The 19,083-nt window shown below is 67.5% G+C and carries 15 protein-coding genes and 1 pseudogene; 10 read left to right on the top strand and 6 right to left on the bottom strand.

Going from position 1 to position 19,083, the window contains the following annotated elements; all coding sequences use genetic code 11:
- Window positions 1-939: 939 nt before the first annotated feature.
- Window positions 940-1,749, bottom strand: a complete 810-nt coding sequence (locus tag AC1DS3_RS28825) for a glutamate racemase (RefSeq protein WP_441638567.1) — start codon at window positions 1,747-1,749, stop codon at window positions 940-942.
- 89 nt (window positions 1,750-1,838) lie between these two features.
- On the opposite strand from AC1DS3_RS28825, the gene pdxR reads away from it, so the two are divergent.
- Window positions 1,839-3,356, top strand: a complete 1,518-nt coding sequence (gene pdxR, locus AC1DS3_RS28830; RefSeq protein ID WP_477128439.1) for a MocR-like pyridoxine biosynthesis transcription factor PdxR — start codon at window positions 1,839-1,841, stop codon at window positions 3,354-3,356.
- On the opposite strand, the gene AC1DS3_RS28835 is transcribed toward pdxR, so the two are convergent.
- The 3 genes from AC1DS3_RS28835 to AC1DS3_RS28845 all read right to left on the bottom strand — a co-directional run bounded on the left by AC1DS3_RS28835 (window position 3,299) and on the right by AC1DS3_RS28845 (window position 6,244).
- Complete coding sequence (locus AC1DS3_RS28835) at window positions 3,299-4,426, bottom strand: 3,4-dihydroxy-2-butanone-4-phosphate synthase (RefSeq protein WP_441638571.1); 1,128 nt, start codon at window positions 4,424-4,426, stop codon at window positions 3,299-3,301. The genes pdxR and AC1DS3_RS28835 overlap by 58 nt on opposite strands.
- Window positions 4,423-5,370 carry an alpha/beta hydrolase gene (locus AC1DS3_RS28840; protein ID WP_441638573.1) on the bottom strand — a complete coding sequence of 316 codons (948 nt, stop codon included), beginning with the start codon at window positions 5,368-5,370 and terminating at the stop codon, window positions 4,423-4,425. Before AC1DS3_RS28840 ends, AC1DS3_RS28835 begins: the two co-directional genes overlap by 4 nt.
- 64 nt (window positions 5,371-5,434) lie before the next feature.
- Entirely contained in the window at window positions 5,435-6,244 is an 810-nt protein-coding gene (locus AC1DS3_RS28845; RefSeq protein WP_477128440.1) for an SDR family NAD(P)-dependent oxidoreductase, read from the bottom strand.
- 373 nt (window positions 6,245-6,617) lie between these two features.
- Between AC1DS3_RS28845 and AC1DS3_RS28850 the strand changes: the two genes are divergently transcribed.
- Entirely contained in the window at window positions 6,618-7,805 is a 1,188-nt protein-coding gene (locus AC1DS3_RS28850) for a helix-turn-helix transcriptional regulator (protein ID WP_477128441.1), read from the top strand.
- Window positions 7,806-7,810: 5 nt separating this feature from the next.
- On the opposite strand, the gene AC1DS3_RS28855 is transcribed toward AC1DS3_RS28850, so the two are convergent.
- A complete protein-coding gene (locus tag AC1DS3_RS28855; RefSeq protein WP_441638579.1) occupies window positions 7,811-8,170 on the bottom strand; it encodes a VOC family protein in 360 nt (119 codons plus the stop codon).
- 14 nt (window positions 8,171-8,184) lie between these two features.
- Window positions 8,185-8,343 (bottom strand): hypothetical protein, encoded by a 159-nt coding sequence (locus tag AC1DS3_RS28860; protein WP_441638581.1) that lies wholly within the window; start codon window positions 8,341-8,343, stop codon window positions 8,185-8,187.
- A 223-nt stretch (window positions 8,344-8,566) separates the two neighbouring features.
- Between AC1DS3_RS28860 and AC1DS3_RS28865 the strand changes: the two are divergent.
- From AC1DS3_RS28865 to AC1DS3_RS28900, 8 genes and pseudogenes are all read left to right on the top strand, one after another.
- Window positions 8,567-9,470: pseudogene (locus AC1DS3_RS28865) on the top strand (LLM class flavin-dependent oxidoreductase).
- Window positions 9,471-9,591: 121 nt separating this feature from the next.
- Entirely contained in the window at window positions 9,592-10,785 is a 1,194-nt protein-coding gene (locus AC1DS3_RS28870; protein ID WP_477128445.1) for an acyl-CoA dehydrogenase family protein, read from the top strand.
- 19 nt (window positions 10,786-10,804) lie between these two features.
- Window positions 10,805-12,547, top strand: a complete 1,743-nt coding sequence (locus tag AC1DS3_RS28875) for an FAD-dependent oxidoreductase (RefSeq protein WP_477128442.1) — start codon at window positions 10,805-10,807, stop codon at window positions 12,545-12,547.
- A 64-nt stretch (window positions 12,548-12,611) separates the two neighbouring features.
- Window positions 12,612-13,130, top strand: coding sequence for a flavin reductase family protein (locus AC1DS3_RS28880; RefSeq protein ID WP_441638740.1), 519 nt, complete (start codon window positions 12,612-12,614; stop codon window positions 13,128-13,130).
- A gap of 27 nt (window positions 13,131-13,157) precedes the next feature.
- Window positions 13,158-14,906, top strand: coding sequence for an FAD-binding protein (locus AC1DS3_RS28885; RefSeq protein ID WP_441638587.1), 1,749 nt, complete (start codon window positions 13,158-13,160; stop codon window positions 14,904-14,906).
- On the top strand, window positions 14,890-15,657 hold the full coding sequence (locus tag AC1DS3_RS28890; RefSeq protein WP_441638589.1) for an SDR family oxidoreductase: 768 nt from the start codon (window positions 14,890-14,892) through the stop codon (window positions 15,655-15,657). The genes AC1DS3_RS28885 and AC1DS3_RS28890 overlap by 17 nt, the downstream gene beginning before the upstream one ends.
- Window positions 15,658-15,668: 11 nt before the next feature.
- Window positions 15,669-16,697, top strand: coding sequence for a 2Fe-2S iron-sulfur cluster-binding protein (locus AC1DS3_RS28895; protein WP_477128443.1), 1,029 nt, complete (start codon window positions 15,669-15,671; stop codon window positions 16,695-16,697).
- A gap of 1 nt (window position 16,698) precedes the next feature.
- Entirely contained in the window at window positions 16,699-18,330 is a 1,632-nt protein-coding gene (locus AC1DS3_RS28900) for a FadD3 family acyl-CoA ligase (RefSeq protein ID WP_477128444.1), read from the top strand.
- Window positions 18,331-19,083: the final 753 nt, after the last annotated feature.

The raw sequence follows: 19,083 nt of genomic DNA on the forward strand, positions 1-19,083 counted from the left end.
ACCCAAGGGCCATACGACATCCCCACCCAAGGGCCATACGACATCCCCCTGCGGGGGCTGCCGGTCACTTTTCTTTGACCGGCAAAGAAAACTAACGAAAAGAAAGCCGCCCTGCCGGGAGCAGAGCAATCAGGCTGTTTGGGCCTCGGTGGTTGCGTCGTACGGCCCGGAGTATTGGCTGGCGGATTCTACCGGCCCGAAGGGCATCGCTATAGCATGACCCATGGGTTACGTCGTGCAGCCCCTGACCTCGTATGCGGTGACCGTTCGGCCATCTGCCGTTCGCGGGGCGAAGTGCYGCGCCGTTTCGGGTGTGGCTGGTTTCGTGGTTTTGTCTCGGAGGACGAGCGCGGCCCCCGCGAACCGGGCCACGGTGCCCACCACGAAACCAGGGGCGTTGGTAGCAAGGCACCGGTCGCGCCGGTACGGCAGGGCATCAAATGGCCGGGCGGCCACCGCCAGAGACAAAACCACGAAACCACCAAAGCAGGCAGGATCGTGGTGCTACGCACCGCGAACGGCAGATGTGGGAATGGTCACCGCAAGCGAGGTCGGGGGCCGCACCACGTGACCATTGGGTCATGCAGTTGCGATGTCCTTTGGGCCGGTAGAATCCGCCAGCCAATACTCCGGGCCGTACGACGCAACCACTGCCCTACATAAGCCTGATTGCTCTGCCCCCGGCAGGGCGGCTTTCTTTTCGTTAGTTTTCTTTGCCGGTCAAAGAAAAGTGACCGGCAGCCCCCGCAGGGGGATGTCGTATGGCTCTTGGGTGCAAAAGCCATCGCCGATCAAAGAAGCAGCGACTAACTCCGCAGGGGGATGTCGTATGGCTCTTGGGTCCAAAAACCATCGCCGATGAAATAAACAGCGACCAACCCAGCAGGGCGATGCTGTATGGCCCTTGGGTCCAAAAGCCAACACCACCAGCAAACACCCCTACAACCTCCCCCCAACCACCACCACATCCAACTCAATCCCCATAGCCACCAACATCAACCGAAAATCCGCCACCGTATGCGCCGGGTTTTCCGTAACCGCACAAACAACCCGGCCGGCGCCGGTTGTCGATAGCGGCGCAAGCGCTTCCACCGAGGCGCGCACCGGATCGACGAAGGCCTTGCCGGGAAACAGCCGCTGGAAGTAGGCATCGAGCCAGGGCAGGTGCGTGGACGACAACGTGAAGACATCAATCTCTGGTTGCGTGGCGAGAATTGCGCGCACGAAGGCGTCGACCTGCGCGGTGGTGCGCGCGGGATCGGCCAGGAACGCCCCTGACTCCACCAGCTCGACCAGGGCGGAGGCGTTAAACGAAAATGCTTGCCCGCGCCCCCGGCTGGCCGCGGTGATATACGCGCCCAGCTCAGCGCTCTCCACCATCGAGCGCACGCCCAGCACCCCGATTTGCCCGGACTTCGACAGCGCCAGGGCCTCGGCAACCGGCGGCACCACGCCAAATAGCGGCACGCTGGCGGTGCGGCGCAAATCCTCCAGCACGGTGACCGAAGGCGCGTTGGACGCCATCAGGATGGCGCTCGCCCCCAGCCCCTGCAGGCATTGCACGGCTTGTGCGGTGGCGTCCAGCAAAGCCTGCCTGTTTTTGCCGCCGTAGGGAAAGCTGGCGCGGTCGGCGAGATAGATCAGGTCCTGGTTCGGGAGGCGTTCCTGCAGGCGCCGGACGGCGGCATAGCTGCCGATGCCGGCATCGAAGACACCAATCGGTCGATGCAATGTGGCGAAGGGTTCCATGACGATTCAGTGAGTGGGTTCGCAGGGACTATCGCGTCAAATTGGTACAATTAAAAGTGCCGAATCAATCAATTTTAGTTGGGCCATTTATGCCGAAGATGCGGGACGCCGAAGTGCTGGACCTGGCTGTGCTGCCAAGGAATGCAGGCGAAGCCAAGCAAGCGTGGGTGTATCGCAGCATCCGCCAGGCCATCCTTGGCGGCAGCCTGCCACGCGGCGCGCGGCTTGCGTCGACCCGTACGCTGGCGGCGCGCTGGACAGTGTCGCGGGGGATTGTCGAACTGGCGTTCGAGCAGTTGCGGCTGGAGGGCTATATCTCGAGCCGGGTTGGCTCGGGCTCGCGCGTGAGCGCCAGGCTGCCGGAGGAGTTTTCGCTGCACGAAGTCAAGGACGCTAAGGCACTCCCGATGGCACAGGCCGTCATTGCCGCGAGCGGCGGGGCGGTGCAATCGCGCGTCGTTGCGGGCCGGCCTTTCGTTGCCCGCCTTGCAGATCCCGCGCTGTTCCCGCTTGACGAATGGCGCAGCCATGTCAGCCGGGCGTTGCGTTCKTTGTCCGCGCAGCAACTGGGCGACGACGATCCCTGCGGCGACCTTGCCCTGCGCGGGGAAATCGCCGCCTACCTGCGAGCGACCCGCGGCATCCGCTGCGACGCCGGGCAACTGATGATCGTGACCGGTATCCGGCATGCCATCGACCTGGCCGCCCGCGTGGTGTTGCGCGAGCAGGGCCGCGTGCTGCTGGAGGATCCGGCCTATCTGTCGGCGGTACCGCTTTTCGGTTTGTCCTCGCGGCGCATCTCGCCGGTGCCGGTCGATGAGGAGGGCATCTCGATGGATGGCATCCGCCAGCATGCGGATGCTGCGTTGGTGTACGTCACGCCCGCTCACCAGGCGCCGCTGGGCCTGACGATGTCCGTGAGCCGGCGGCTGGCCTTGCTCGACTGGGCAAAGGCGCACGGCGCCTGGGTCCTGGAGGACGACTACGACAGCGAGTTCAACTACAGCCGCGCGCCGCTGCCTGCGCTCAAGGCGCTGGACAATGGCGATCGCGTGATCCACTGCGGCAGTTTCAACAAGAGCCTCTATGCGTCGCTGCGCATCGGCTACGTGGTGATGCCCGACGCCTTGCGGCCCGGGCTGCGCCAGTTGCGCACCACCACCGGGCGCTCCAACAGCCTGGTTGAGCAGCTAGCGCTGGCGTCCTTTATCCGCTCCGGCGCGCTGTCTCGCCACCTGCGCGTGTCCCGGAGCGTGTACCTGCGCCGCCGCGATATCGTGCTGGCGGAACTGCGGGCGGTGCTGGGCGAGCACCTGCGTGTCAGCGGGGAACACGCCGGGTTTMACTTCGTGTTGTGGCTGCCGGAAGGCATCAGCGAGCACGATGTGGTGCAAGCCTGCGCCGGCGCGAACCTGGCGCTGCAGGGCTTGGGCGAGTTCTGCCGGGAGCGGGCCATGCCGCCAGCGCTGGTGATCGGCTACGCCGCGGCGCAGGACGATGTGCTGCGCGACGCGGCGAGACGGCTTGGCCAGGACATTGCCGCGCTGATTCAGCCCGGCGGCACGAACCCGGTCACCTCCAGCTCGAAGCCCGCGATGTTACGGTAAGGTACCGGCACGCCCAGCAAGCGCAGTTTGCGCACGCCGAGGTCGCGCAGGATCTGTGCCCCCACGCCCAGCGCGCGCTGCGCGAATGCGGGCCGCGCGGTCTGCCAGGTTGGCCCGGACTGGTCCAGCAGGGCGAGCTGCTCAAGCAGGCGATGCGGGGCTTCGCGTTCGGCCAGCAGCACCAGGATGCCGCAGCCTTCCTCGCCGATGCGTGCCAGCGACCGCGCCAGGTTCCAGCCCGGCGTGGCGGGCGGCGCCGCATGCGCGGATTCGAAGGCAAACAAGTCGCGCAAGGTCTCCACGGTTTGCACGCGCGTCAGCACCGGCTCGGCAGGATCCGGCTGCCCCAGTACCAATGCCAGGTGCACGGCGTCGATAGGCGCATCGTGGTACGCATGCACGATGAAGTCACCGAAGGGCGTGGCCAGCCGGCTGCTCTGGCTGCGGCGCAGGGCGCGTTCCACCAGCAGGCGATGATGGATCAGGTCGCTGATCGCGCAGACCAGCAGCCCATGCTCGCGGGCGAAGGCCAGCAAGGCGGCACCGCGCAGCAATTCGCCGGCATCGTCCAGCAGCACCGTATAGGCGCCCGCGGCTTCGCGCCCGGCGAGCCTGGGCAAGTCAGAGCAGGCTTCGGCAAAGCCCGCGCTGCGCAGCACGCCGTCCGGTTGCGCCACCACAGGGAAGACGTGGCCCGGCTGGACCAGTTGGCCGGGCCCGGCGTTGGCGGCGGTGGCCACGCGCATGGTGAGCGCGCGGTCCGCCGCCGAGATGCCCGTGGAGACGCCTTGCACCGCCTCGATCGACACGGTGAATGGCTCCTGCCTGCGGCCCTGGCGGCTCCCGCCCGCCATCATCGGTAGGCCGAGCTGCCGCCGGCGGGATTCCGTGATGGCCAGGCAGACGAGGCCGCGAGCGTGCGCTGCCATGAAGTTCACGTCCGCCTCGCTCACCTGGTCTGCGGCAACCAGCACGCAGCCGCTGGCATCCTCCGTGTCTTCCTCGATAACGACAACGCGCTGGCCGGTAGCGATGGCGCGCAGCACGTCGCCGATTGGTGCGGGGCTCATGCTGGCTCCCGCGTTTCGGCAATATCGGCAAAGGCGGCGCGCAAGGCTGCCGCCGCCAGGTCGAGCGCCGCGTCGGCCGCCTCCAGCAAGCCCTGCATGCTCATGAAGCCGTGAATTTGCCCGGGCCAGCGATGGATGGCGGCAGCCACGCCGGCATGCTGCATGGCGGCGCCGTAGGCCTCGCCCTGATCGCGCAGGGGGTCGTATTCGGCCGTGATGATGGTGGCCGGCGCCACGCCCGCCAGTTCGCGCTGGCGCAGCGGGCTGGCGCGCACATCGGCGGCATGGCGCGGATCGGGGAGATAGTGGCGGGCATACCAGCGCAGCATGTCCTCGGTCAGGAAGCAGCCTTGCGCGAAGGTGCGCCAGCTGCCGGATTCGTCCGCGCAGTCCAGGTAGGGGTAAAGCAGCAACTGGTGGCGCAGCGCCACGCTGCCACGCAATTGCTGGCACGAAACCGCGGCCAGGTTGCCGCCCGCGCTGTCGCCGGCGACCGCCAGCCTGTCCGGCAGCGCGCCCAGTTCGGCGGCGTGCGCCGCGCTCCAGCGCAGCGCCGCGCAGGCATCGTCTGCAGCTGCCGGAAAGCGTGCCTCCGGCGCCAGCCGGTAGCCGACCGACAGCACCAGGGTGCCAGCGCGGTTCGCCAGCGAGCGGCAGATATTGTGATGCGTTTCGATCCCGCAGGTGACGAAGCCGCCGCCGTGGAAGAACACCGTGAGCGGCCAGGGCCCATTGCCGTGCGGCCGGTAGAGGCGGGCGGGCAAGGGGCCGGCGGCGCCGGCCACGCTCAGCTCGCGTTCTTCCGCGACCGCATCGCCCGGCGCGAACGCGGGGTACGCGGCCAGCACGGCGCGGTAGGCCTGCGGTGCGATGGTGGTGAAGTCGAGTGGCGGGAACTGCGCCATGGCGTCGAGCAGGGCGCGGACTTGCGGGTCGAATTGCATTGGCTTTTCCTTGTGCGGACGGGAGGAAGTGCAGGGGAGTGGGTGCGGCAAAGGCAAACGCGTTTCAGAAGGCGAAGGCTGGCGCCTTGCCACTGGTGATGCCGCTCGCGCGCGCTTGCATGGCGGCGGCGGCTTCGGGGTGTGGCAGGATCCAGAAATCGCCGGCGGCCACGCCGTCGAGGATGTGCCGGGCCGTGGTTGCTGCCGGCATGCCCTGCGCGATGCTCGCCTGTAGCGCCTGGTTCATGCCGCCGACGCCGTCCTGCGCGCCGGCCGGCAGGTCGAGCGCAATGCCGGTGGCCACCGGGCCTGGGCATGCCACCGATACCTTGAGTGGCAGGCCCGCCGCCTGCAGTTCCATCGCCAGCCCTTCGCTCAACGCCACCACGCCCTGCTTGGACACGGTATAGGGCGCAAGCCACGGACCCACGGCAAGACCTGCCATGGAGGCGATGTTGACGATATGCCCGCTGCCTTGCGCCGCCATGCGAGGCACGAAGACGCGCAAGCTGTGGATGACGCTCCACAGGTTGACGYTCAGCACGCGCTCGAACACGGCGGCATCCAGCTCCCAGCAGGCGCCGGTCGCCAGCACGCCGGCATTGTTGAAGAGCAGGTCGACCCGGCCCAGCAGTGCGAAGCTGCGCGCGCAGAGCTGCTCGACCTGGGCAGCCTGCGCCACGTCGGTTTGCTGTATCGCGATCGTTTGCCGGTGGTGTGTCAGTTCGCCGTGCACGCGCCGCAGCGCGTCGGCATCCTTGTCGGCCAGTACCAGCGCCACACCTTGCGCGGCGAGCGCGTGGGCCAGTGCCCGGCCTATGCCGCCGCCGGCGCCTGTGATCACTGCGGTCTTTCCGGTCTCGTTTGCCGCCATGGCAGGTCTCCTCGCGAAGTGGTTGGAAGGAATGGCGCGCAGGATTGCGTCCGCCCATTTCTACCGGCGCGGCCGGCCGTTCGCATCGTCTGTTTGAGTGAGGAGCCAGGCGCAGGCAAGGCTCAGGGATTGTCCTGAGAGGGGTGTTGCCTAGTCCGTTTGCGGTATGTGAGCGTGCGCCAGGAGGGTAAGGTCTGGCCTATCCGCAAGCGGCGGCATCACATGGCGCGCGAATAGGTGCAAACCATGACGCACAATCCCGCCACCGGCGCAGTGGCGATCCATATAATCTGGAACCGCCGGGGGGGCGCAGCGCCCCTGTCATGGCGAACGCCGGCCGCAGAGCCAGGCGTGGATAACGGAGACAAGAGGTATGTTGATGGAGGCAAGCCACAGCCAGGAAGCGGCGCATTGCTACGCGCCGGTGGCGCTCTCGCTGGCGGATCTCAGCACGCTGCTTGGCAAGATCTACCAGGGGGCCATGGAGCAGGTGCCATGGAGCAACGCGCTGGAACTCATCCGCACCCACCTGCGTGCGAACTACGTCACACTGATCCTGCGCTCGCCGGCAAGCGACCGCGCGGGCCTGATGGTGCATGCCAGCGAGGAGGGCGGCAACACCTTGCCCGGTGAGACCATGTACAACAACTACTACTACGCGATGGATCCCTTCGTCGACCTGCCCGCGGACCGGGTGGTCACGATCGACGAGCAGATTGGCACCGGCGCGTGGTGCAACAGCGACCTGTACCAGCAGTTCCTCAAGCCGCTAGGCGTGCGCTATATGATGGGCGCAGACATCCGCACCGACGATGGCGTGGAATGCCGCCTCCGTGTCTGCCGCAACGTCGACGCGCCGGACTTCTCGGAAGCGGACAAAGCCATTTGCACGGTGCTGCTGCCGCACCTGCGGCGCGCGGTCGATCTGCACTCGCGCATGGATGTGGTGGAGTCGGAGCGCACCCTGTACGCCAGCGCCATCGACCGCATGCTGGTCGGCATGGCGATACTCGATGAGACCGGCGCCATCATGCGGACCAATTCGGCTGCGGACGAGATCCTTGCCGACAAGGACGGCATCCGTATTGCCAGGGGCTCGCTGGATGTCGAGTACGCACAGGAGAACCGACAGTTCCAGCGCCTGCTGCGCCAGGCCATCATGGGCCACATCGGCACCGCGCCAGCGGTGATGGAGGCGATGTCGATCACGCGGCCTTCGGGCAACGCGAAACTGGGCGKGCTGATCCGCACGATTCCGCTGGGCGAGTGGTCGGAGGACAACAAGCGCCGGCCTTCGTGCGTGATTTTCATCCGCGACCCGGAGCGCAAGTCGCAGGCTTCACACGAGGTGGTGCGCAAGCTGTTCGATTTCACGCCGGCGGAAACCCAGCTTGCACTGCAGCTGGCCAACGGCCTCGCGCTGGAAGAAGCGGCCGAGGAGCTCGGCATCAGCAAGAATACGGCGCGCGCGCACCTGCGCGCCATCTTCTCCAAGACCGGCGTGACCCGGCAGGCCACGCTGGTACGCATGCTRCTCAGCAGCGTGGTGGCGCTCGGCTGAGCGCGCTAGCCCGCCGGCCTGGCGGGCTTGGCGCTGACCACCAGCGGGAATCCCTGCGGCGTGGTCAGTACCGCGCGCAGCTCGTGCGGGCCGCTGGTAAGCGGCTGCGCGATCCGCGCGCCGCCCGCCAGCAGGCGCTCGATCGCCGCGGCGATATCCTCGCCGGCTTCCAGCCGGAATGCCAGCGCGGGCTGGGAGACAAGCCGCTCCTCGCCGGCCACCAGCGCCAGCGTGATGGGGCCGGCGTCAAGCGCGCAGTAGCGCCCGCCATCGCGAAACTTCACCGCCAGGCCCAGGCCCTGCTCGAAGAACGGCAGCGCGGCATCGATATCTTCCACGGGGTAAAGCAATAGGTTCGATTGCATGCTGGCGCTCCTTGTCAGCGGGCTGCCGCTGCCTGGCGGCAGACGGCACGGATATTGGCCGATGGATAGCCGTCGTCGTTGGACAGCAGGATGTCGAGCGCATGGGCGGGCGCCGCGGTGCCTGTCAGCAGGGTGGCCAGCAGCAGCGTCTGGCTAAGCGGAGGAATCTTCATGAGGGCGTATCCGTGTGCAGGTGGTGAGGGGTCCTGGACATGATAGGGACACGGTGCCGCTGCGCATAATCCAATCAGACGATGCAGCACTTTCCCCGGCCGCACACACTGCAGTCACGCAGGCCAGCAATGACGGTGCCGGCGATGGCGCCGCCCGCCACGACAACGCGGCGGCGCTCCCGGCCGATGGCCTGAAAACCAAATGCAAAGGAAGGGGACTGCAATGCGATTTTCGCTGATCTACGAAGCGCAGACTGTCGACGCGTCGCGCGCCGGCGACCACAAGGTGTTCGACGAAATCATGGAGCAGGTGGAGCTCGCCGAGGACATGGGGCACCTTTGGCTACGACCTCGACACCTTGCACCCGATGATCGACGAGGCGATGTACCTGATCCCGAAGATCCTGACCCAGGACGAGATCGAGCACGATGGTGAATTCATCAAGATCCCGCGCCGCCCCATCCATCCCAAGCCACGCCAGGACCCGCACCCGCTGATGTATCTGGCCTGCACCAACGCCGATACGCTCAAGCGCGCCGGCGCGCGCGGCATGGGCGCGCTGGTGCTCGGCTTTGGCGGCCCGGAAGATGTGGCGAAGAAGAACGCAATCTATCGCGAAGCCTACGAGACGCGCCAGGCAGGGGACCAGGTTGGCTTCCGTCCTCACCAGCATCTTGCCGCTCTGTGTCCGACCATCGTGCTGGAAGACGGTAAGGCGGCGCGCAAGATCGGCATCAAGGGGCAGCGCTACTTCATGGAGTCGTTGGGGTACTGGTATGCCGGAGGCGAGCGCCCCAATCCCGAAGGCTGGGATGTGGAGAACGTCACCGGGGAGGACGCGCAGGGCAAGGCCGTGATCAAGACCAGCTTCGCCTCGGAGAAGGTCACGGTGGATTTCAGCGATCCGTCGATGATGATGCTCAACCCCAACCATGCCTACGGCACGGTGGAGGACTGCATTGGCTATGTGCAGCGCCTGATCGACGCCGGGGCCGACGAGATCCTGTTCATCTGCCAGATGGGCACGGTGCCGCAATGGGCCCAGCTTGAAACCATCCGCAATATCGGCGAACACGTGATCCCGCATTTCCGCGCCCAGGGCCGCAAGCTGCGCGCGCTCGCCTGAGCGAGCCATCGGACCATCGCTACCGCGCGACTAGTCCCCTCGGACGATGGCGCGGGGCGGCGGCGATGGCAGCATGCAGGCACGACAAGACCGGCCCGGTGGCCGGCAAGAGGAGATGGCGGTGCATCGAGACAACTACCCCGAAGGACTGGCGGCCGAACTGATCGGCCGCGCGCACGAAATGATCCCGGTGCTGGCGCAGCGCGCCGGCCAGGCCGAGGCGCAATCGCGCATCCCGGCCGAAACCGTGGCAGACATGCAGGCCGCGGGCTTCTTCAAGGTTCTGCAGCCGCGCCGCTATGGCGGGCACGAACTGGACCCGCAGACCTTCTTCGACATCCAGATGGCCCTCGCCAAGGGCTGCATGTCCACCGCCTGGGTCTATGGCGTGGTGGGCGTGCACAACTGGCAGCTCGCCTTGTTCGATGGCCGCGCGCAGCAGGATGTCTGGGGCGCGGACAACGCCACCCTGATCGCCTCGACTTATATGCCGGTGGGCAAGGTGGTGCCGGTGGACGGCGGCTTCCGCTTCTCCGGGCACTGGAAGTTCTCCAGCGGCAGCGAACTGTGCGACTGGATCTTCCTCGGCGGCCTGGTGCCGCCGCAGCAGGCCGGCGCCGCGCCCGAGTACCGGACCTTCCTGCTGCMGCGCAGCGACTACACCATCGTGCGCAACTGGGATGTGCTGGGCCTGCGCGCCACCGGCAGCCACGACATCGTGGTGGACGATGTGTTCGTGCCGGCCTACCGGACCCACAGTGCGATCGACGGCGCCAGGGGCACCAGCCCGGGCTTGTCCCTCAACCAGGCGCCGCTGTACCAGCTGCCATTCGCCCAGATCTTCGTGCGTGCAGTCTGCACGGCCTGCATCGGCGCGCTCGAAGGCGGGCTCGACGATTTCATCGCCTATGCCGACGGCCGGGTCAGCGCCAACAGTGGAGGCAGGACGGCCGAGGACGGCGGCGCCCAGCTGGCCTGCGCCAATGCGGCGGCCGGCATCGACGAGATGCGCACCATCCTGCGTCGCAATTTCGACGAGCTGATGGCAACGGCACACCGTGGCGAGCAGCTCGATACCGCGCGCCGCCTGCATTTCCGTTATCAGTCGTCGCAGGTGGCCCAGCGGTGCGCGCAACTCGCCGACAGCCTGTTGCGCTATGCCGGCGGCAATGGCATCTACGTCAGCAATCCCCTGGTACGGCGCTTTCTCGACCTGCACGCGGCGCGTGCCCACTACGCCAACAACCTGGATCGCTTCGGCCAGAACCTGGGCGGCGTGATGATGGGCCGCGCCAACACCGATTTCTTTATCTGAGACAGGCGTGGAGAGAAACATGAACCAGGGCGCAGGGCAGGCAACCCATACCGGCGTGTTTGATGTGGTGGTGGTCGGCTCCGGCGCGGGTGGCATGCTGGCAGCCTGCCGCGCGGCGGATCGCGGCCTGTCCGTGGTGGTGCTGGAGAAGAGCGGCCTGTACGGCGGCACCTCGGCGGTGTCCGGCGGCGGGATCTGGATTCCGCTCAACCACCATATCGAAGAAGCAGGCGGCAGCGACAGCTACGACGCCGCGCTAACCTATCTCGAAGCGTGCACCGAAGGGCGCTCCACCCCAGCCAAGCTGCGCGCCTACCTGGAGCACGGCCCGCGCATGCTTGCCTACCTGGAGCAGCGCACCGGGGTGCGTTACTACTCGCTGCCGCGMTACGCCGACTACTTCCAGCGCTTGCCGGGTGCGCTGCCCGGGTATCGCGCGCTGGATCCGATGCCGTTCGATGGCGCGCTGCTGGGCAAGGAGTTCGCGCGGCTGCGTCCGCCGTCGCCGGGGACGCTGGTCGCGGGCCGGGTGGCGGTGACGTCCGCCGAGGCCCACGCCATGCTGAGCAAGAGCCGCGGCTGGCTGGGCGTAGCGGCCCGGCAGTTCGGGCGCTACTGGCTGGATCTTGGCTGGCGCCGGCGCACCGCGCGCGACCGCCGGCTCACGCTCGGCAACAGCCTCGTGGGCGGTTTGCGCCACGCCATGATGGCGCGCGGCATTCCGCTGTGGCTCGATACCGCGCTGGAAGACCTGCTGCTGGAGCAGCAAGACGGCATGGCGCGCATCACCGGCGTGATGGCGCGGCGCAATGGCGCGCAGGTACGCATCGAAGCCCGGCACGGCGTGATCCTGGCCGCGGGCGGCTTCGAGCGCAACCAGGCCATGCGCGAGCAATACCTGCCGGGCCCCAGCCGGGCAGAGTGGAKCGCCACGCCGCCCCACAACACCGGCGACGGCATCCAGGCCGCGCAGCGCGCGGGCGCGGCGCTGGAACTGATGTCGCATGTATGGGGCGCGCCAACGGTGAAGGTCGGCGGCGAGGAAAAGCAGCGCGCGATCTTTGTCGAACGGGCCTTGCCCGGCTGCATCGTCGTCAACGGGCGGGGCAGGCGCTTCGTCAACGAGGCCGCGCCTTACTCCGAGTTCGTGCCTGCAATGTACCGCGACCACGAGCAGACTGGCTGCAGCGTGCCGGCGTGGCTGGTGTTCGATGCCACCTTCCGCCGCAAGTATCCCTGCGGGCCGATCCTGCCCGGCTCTGTCATGCCGGACAGCCGTATCCCGGCCCCCTTCGCGGACGTCCTGCTGCGCGCCGATTCGCTCGACGCGCTGGCCAAGCTGGCCGGCATCGACCCCGGCGGCCTGGCGCACACCGTCGAGCGCATGAACGGCTTCGCAGCGCGCGGGGTGGACGAGGACTTCGGCAAGGGCGACAACGTCTTCGATACCTACTACGGCGACAGCCAGGTCCGTCCCAACCCGTGCCTGGCGCCGATCGGCCGCGCGCCGTTCTACGCGGTGCGCATCGACGCGGGCGATATCGGCACCAAGGGCGGGCTGGCGACCGACGCCAGCGCGCGCGTACTGCGCGAAGACGGCTCGCCCATCGACGGGCTGTTCGCCATCGGCAATACCAGCGCCTCGATGATGGGCGCCAGCTATCCGGGCGCCGGCTCCACCATCGGGCCGGCCATGACATTCGGCCTGATCGCCGCCGATGCGCTGGCGAGCAGGGTAGCCGGGCAGGGCAAAGCGGATTGACACCATGACGCGGCGCGATGCGGCTGCCGCTGCCGCGCCACGCATCACACAGGCAGGAGGCATGATGAACCCGAATATTTCCCCGTCGCTGCGCGACGATATGCTGATGGCGATGCGCCGCATGGCGCGCTCGGTTGCGGTGGTCAGTTGCCGCGAGGGCGAGCGCCGCTATTCGATGTCGGTCACCGCGGTCGATTCCCTGTCCGCGGATCCGCCCTCGCTGCTGATCTGCATCCACCGCAATGCCTCGATCTACCCGGCGCTCAACGCCGGGGTGGATTTCTGCGTCAACCTGCTGGCGGCCGATCATCGCGACATCGCTGTTGATTGCAGCGGCCGGCTCAAGGGCGAGGACCGCTTCACCACGGGCCAGTGGGAGGCCGACCTGATGGGCGTGCCTTTCCTGCGGGATGCCCAGGCAAACCTGATCTGCGAACAGGACGGCCGTTTCGACTACGGCACCCATGCCGTCTTCATCGGCCGCCTGCGCGAAGTCCGGCTGGCCGGCGAAGTGGCGCCGCTGGTCTATGTGGACGGCGCCTACTCCACCTCGGCGCCGCTGGCCAGCCTGCGGGCGGCGTGATGTGAGCCAAGTGCCGGAGCCTGCGCCATGACCGCCACCGCCGTCGTTCCCGATCCCGCCTCCGGTGGGGTCAACGTGGTATTGCCGCCGCTGGTCGTTGCCGACCCGGGTGCCTGCCGGTGGGATGCCCGCTGCGACGTGGCCGTGATCGGCTTCGGCGCTGCCGGAGCCTGCGCGGCGCTGGAAGCGGCTCGAGGCGGGCTCGGCGTGATCGTGGCCGAGCGCTTCGAAGGCGGCGGCGCCAGCGCCAGGAGCGGCGGCGTGGTGTATGCCGGTGGTGGTACGCCATACCAGCAGGCCGCCGGCTACCGTGACACGCCCGAGGCCATGGCGGCCTACCTGCGGCAGGAAGTTGGCGACGCCGTCGGCAATGGCACGCTGCAGGCATTCTGCGCGCGCAGCACCGGCATGATCGCCTGGCTGGAGCGGCTGGGCGCGCGCTTTGCCGCCACCGTGCCGCGGCGCAAGACCTCATATCCCGCGCAGGATGATTACCTCTACTACTCGGGCAACGAGACCGTGGCGGACTACGCGCGGCATGCCGAACCGGCGCCGCGCGGCCATCGATGCAAGGGAAGTGGCATGTCCGGTCACGTGTTGTTCGGCGTGCTGCGGCGCGCGGTGCAGGCGCAGGCCGGAGTGGACGTGATGCGCCATGCCGCGGCGCGCCGCCTGATTGTCGATGGCCAGGGCGCGGTCATTGGCGTGGAACTCCGGCGCCTGCCGCCGGGCCGCCTGCAACGCCGGCATGCCCGCCTGGCGCGCTTGGCCGAGCGCCTGCACAACCTGTCTCCGGCGCTGGCCGATGCCCTGCGCCGGCGCGTGACGCAGCTGGAAGCGAGATTCGCGCAGCCCTATGCAGTGCGCGCCGGCGCCGTGGTGCTGGCCACTGGCGGCTTTATCTTCAACCCGGCCATGGTGGCTGCACATGCCCCCAAGTACAGCCGCAACTGGCGCCTGGGCACCACCGGCTGCGATGGCAGCGGGATCCGCCTCGGCCTGTCTGTCGGGGCGGCGGCGCGCCACCTGGAGCGCGTTTCCGCGTGGCGCTTCATCAATCCGCCCCTCGACTGGGCGCGCGGATGCGTGGTCAACGCGCAAGGTGCGCGTATCGGCAACGAAGAAGTCTACGGCGCGCGGCTGGGCCACGCCATCTGCGAGGAGCACGGCGGCCGCGCCTGGCTGGGCCTCAACGCGCGGCTGGCGCGCGCGGCCCTGCGCGATTGCATCACCGGACGCCTTTGGGCCTTCCAGCGCGTGCCCGCCGTCATGCTGATGCTGTTCGGCGCCACGCGTGCGCCGGATATCGAATCGCTGGCCGACAAGCTGCACATGCCGCGTGCGGCATTGCTGGCGACGCTGACTGCGTATAACGCGGCGGCGCGCGGCGAGCGGCCCGACCCCACGGGGAAATCCGCGGCGATGTGCGCATCGCTGGAGCGCGGGCCCTACCTGGCCATCGATATCTCCGCGCATAGCCGCGCCTTTCCCTGTCCCGCCATCACCCTCGGCGGCCTGCGCGTGGACGAGGCGTGCGGCCAGGTGCTGGCGGAAGGGCCTGGCGCCCAGGCGGCGCCGATCGCGGGCCTGTACGCGGTCGGCCGCACTGCGGTCGGCATCGCATCGAATCACTACGTGAGCGGGCTTTCGCTCGCCGACTGTATCTGGTCGGGGCGCAATGCCGGGCGCCATCTCGTAGGCCTGGCGGCCCAACGGGGCCGCAATGAAGACACCGAGGAACACATCAAGGAGACAAGCCATGAGCAACCGAGTTGAAGGAAAGATCGCCATCGTCACCGGCGCCGCCAGCGGCGTCGGCAGGGAAGACGCCTTGCTGCTGGCGCGCGAGGGCGCGCGCGTGGTGCTGACAGACCTGAACGAGGAAGCCGGCCACGCGGTGGCGCGCGAGATCGGCGACGCCGCCATCTTCGTGCCCCACGATATCGGCAGTGAAGCCGGCTGGCAGCAGGTCATGAAGCGCACCCAGGACCGCTTTGGCACGCTGGGCGTGCTGGTCAACAACGCCGCGGTGCTGGCGCTGGGCTCGGTGGAGGACACCACGCTGGAACAATGGCAGCGCATCATGCGCATCAATGCCGAYGGCTATTTCCTGGGCTGCAAGTATGGCGTGGGCGCGATGAAGGAGAACGGCGGGGTCATCGTGAATATGTCTTCGGTGGCGGCGCTGGGCGGCATGAGCATGTTCTGCGCCTACAGCGCCAGCAAGGGCGCGGTCACCGCGCTCACCCGCAGCGTGGCGGCCTACTGCAAGCAGCGCGGCTACAAGATCCGCTGCAATTCCGTTCATCCGGACGGCATCCTGACGCCGATGACGGCTGCCTTGATGCAGGGCGCGGCCGACGCCCCGGCCACTCATGAGCAGGCGGGCGGCGATCCGATGCAGCGCATGTGCCTGCCTGGCGACGTGGCAAACCTGGTGTTGTTCCTGGCCTCCGACGAGTCGCGCTACGTCAATGGCGCCGAGCTGCGCATTGACAATGCGCAGACCATCATGGGCATCGCCTGATCGCAGACATCATGGTGCAAGCGCRATTCCACCCGCTGCGCATCGCCCAGGTGGTGGCCGAAACCGACGAGGCAAGCTCGCTGGTGTTCGAGCTGCCCGACGGACTGCGCGATACCTTTGCCTACCGGCCGGGCCAGTTCCTGACGCTCAAGCTGCTGCTGGAGGGCGCCGAGCAGCAGCGCTGCTACTCGCTGTCCAGCAGCCCCCAGGTCGACAGCGCGCTGCGAGTGACGGTCAAGCGCGTGCGCGGCGGTCGCGTATCCAACTGGATCTGCGACCGGCTCGGGGCCGGCGACACGATTGACGTGATGCCGCCCGCGGGCGTGTTCACGCCGCGCAGCTTCGATGGCGACCTGCTGCTCTTCGCTGGCGGCAGCGGCATCACGCCGGTGCTGTCGATCGCCAAGGCCGCGCTGCGCCATGGCGGCGGCAATGTCACGCTGATTTATGCCAACCGCGACGAACGTAGCGTGATCTTCCGCGACGCGCTGCGCGAACTGGCCGCGCGCCACGCGCACAGGCTGCGCGTGATCCACTGGCTGGACAGCGTGCAGGGGCCGCCCTCGCAGGCCCAGCTTGAAGCGCTGGCCTCGCCGTGGGGCCACGCCGACTGCTTTATCTGCGGGCCGGGGCCGTTCATGGACGGGGCCCAGGCCGCCTTGCAGGCCCTTGGCGTGGCACGCGAGCGGATTCATGTGGAGCGCTTCGGCGCGCCGCCGCCCGCCGCTGGGCTGGCCAAAGACGTGACGCTGCCAGCTTGCTCGCCTGCCGCACTGGAAGTGGAACTGGACGGCGTACGCCACCGGCTCGACGCCCAGGCCGGCGAAACCGTGCTCGACGCCATGCTGCGTGCCGGCATTAGCGCCCCCAATTCCTGCCGCTCCGGCCTGTGCGGCGCCTGCATGTGCCAGGTGACGCACGGCGAGGCGACGCTGGGCGAGAACCATGTGCTCGACACCGCCGACCGCGAGGCCGGCTGGACCCTGGCCTGCCAGGCCCGCGCGGCCGGCAGCGAACTGCACCTGAAATTTCCCGACTGACATGATGACAACCGACACCATCGAAACCGCCCAGGGGTTGGCCGACGCCGCCAGCGCGGGGCAGGCTGTTCCCGCCACCATCCCGGAACTGGTACGCACAGCCGCCGCGCGCCACGGCGCGCGCATCGCCATCCAGGAGGACGGGCTGCGGCTCAGCTTCACGGCGCTGGACGGGCTGCGCGCGCAGGCGGGACGGGCGCTGCTCGCGCTCGGCGTGTTGCCCGGCGACCGGGTAGCCGTCTGGGCGCCCAACCTGTCGGAATGGATCGTCGCCGCCCTGGCCACGCACAGCATCGGGGCGGCGCTGGTGCCCATCAATACCCGCATGAAGGGCATGGAGGCCGGCGCGATCCTGACCGACAGCGGCGCGCGGGTGCTGTTCTGCATCGACGACTTCCTCGGCGAGAGCTATCCGGAAATGCTAGCGCCGCACCGGCCCGCCACGCTGGAGCGCGTGGTGGTGCTGCGCGGGCGCGCGGGGCGGCAGATGGCGCCGGATGAGCTTGCATGGGCAGACTTCCTGGCCTTGGCGCCGCGCACTGGCGAGGCGGAGTTCGTTGCGTGCGAGMGCGCCGTAACCGGTGATACGCTGATGGACATCATGTTTACCTCGGGCACCACCGGACGCCCGAAAGGCGTGATGACCGCGCATGCGCAGAACCTGCAGGCCATCCACGGCTGGGCCTCAATCACCGGCGTGGAGGCCGGTGACCGCTACCTGATCGTCAATCCCTTCTTCCACACCTTTGGCTACAAGGCCGGGTGGCTGGCCGCGCTGGTCAGCGGCGCCACCATCCTGCCGCACCTGGTGTTCGATGCCGAGGCGGTGATGACCCGCGTCGAGAACGAGCGCATCACAGTGCTGCCCGGCCCGCCGACGCTCTACCAGACATTGCTGAACAATCCGCGCCTGCGCGAGTTCGACCTGTCTTCGCTGCGCGTCGCGGTGACCGGCGCGTCGGCGATCCCGCCCGTGCTGATCCAGCGCATGCGGCGCGAGCTGGGCTTTCGTAACGTGTTCACCGGCTACGGCCTGACCGAGTCGTGCGGCTTCGCCACGCTGACCCGTGCAGGTGACGATGCCGACATCGTGGCGCTGACCTCGGGCCGCGCCATGCCGGGGATCGAATTGCGCTGCGTGGATAGCGCAGGCCAGCCCGTACCGGCAGGCGAGCCCGGTGAGGTGATGGTGCGCGGCTACAACGTGATGCGCGGCTACTTCCAATTACCCGAGGCTACTACCGAAGCGATCGATGCGGGCGGCTGGCTGCGCACGGGAGATATCGGCACGCTCGACGCGCGCGGCAACCTGCGCATCACCGATCGCATCAAGGACATGTTTATCGTCGGTGGCTTCAATTGCTATCCGGCCGAGATCGAGAAGCTGCTGGTATCGCATCCTGCGATTGCGCAGGTGGCGGTGGTGGGCATGCCGCATGAGCGCCTCGGCGAGGCGGGCAGGGCCTTTGTGGTGCTGCGGCACGGCAGCAAGGTCGGCGCCGATGAGCTGATCGACTGGGCGCGCCGGCATATGGCTAACTATAAGGTGCCGCGAGAGGTGGTGTTCGTGCAGACGCTGCCGATTAGCGCGGCTGGCAAGATTCTCAAGTATCGGTTGCGGGAGGGGGGGTAGGGGATGGTTCTAGGATTCTAGCTGCTGCTGCTCGGCGTGGGTGGGCGGTGTTTTATTGCTTCTAGCTGCTGTCGCGGCTGTACGTTGTTGGCCGTTTTAGAACGTGTGAGATGTCACTTCTCTTTACTCGTAAAGAGAAGTAACCAAGAGAAAGCGATCCTTGCAGGAGGCTGGCTTATTGGGGTTACGTAGCCCGGTGGTTTCGTCGTCAGGCCCCGGGTTTTAATGGCCTCGTGCCGTTACTGGTTTGAATGGCCACGATCCTCTCAATGACGCCGGTTTCGTGGTGAGGCTGCTCGGTAGCGGCATCCTTGCTCGTTCACACATCTGCCGGTACCGGTTCGAAGCGCCACGATATATCACGCCATGATGGTTTCGTGGTGGGGTGGGCGCGGTGGTGAATCCCTCAAAACTATTCCGGCGGTGCCACCGCGCCCACGACGGAAACGGGACGCTTGCAACTTCGTGGCCAGTCACTCCGCGAGCGACAGACGGCTTGAAATTCGTGGTGGCCGCTACCGGGGGGGGCACCACGAATCCCTGGGCATTGGCTGGGTCGTGGTGCTCCGAACTGGTAACGGCACGAGGCCATTAAAACCCGGGGCCTGACGACGAAACCACCGGGCTGCGCAACCCCAAGAAGCCAGCCTCCTGCAAGGATCGCTTTCTCTTGGTTACTTATATGAACGCGCCCCGGTTTGCCAGGTAAATCATCTCATGATGCTCGGCGAGGATTTGGTTGCAGCATTATAT

The organism is Cupriavidus sp. 01L46 (assembly GCF_056399905.1).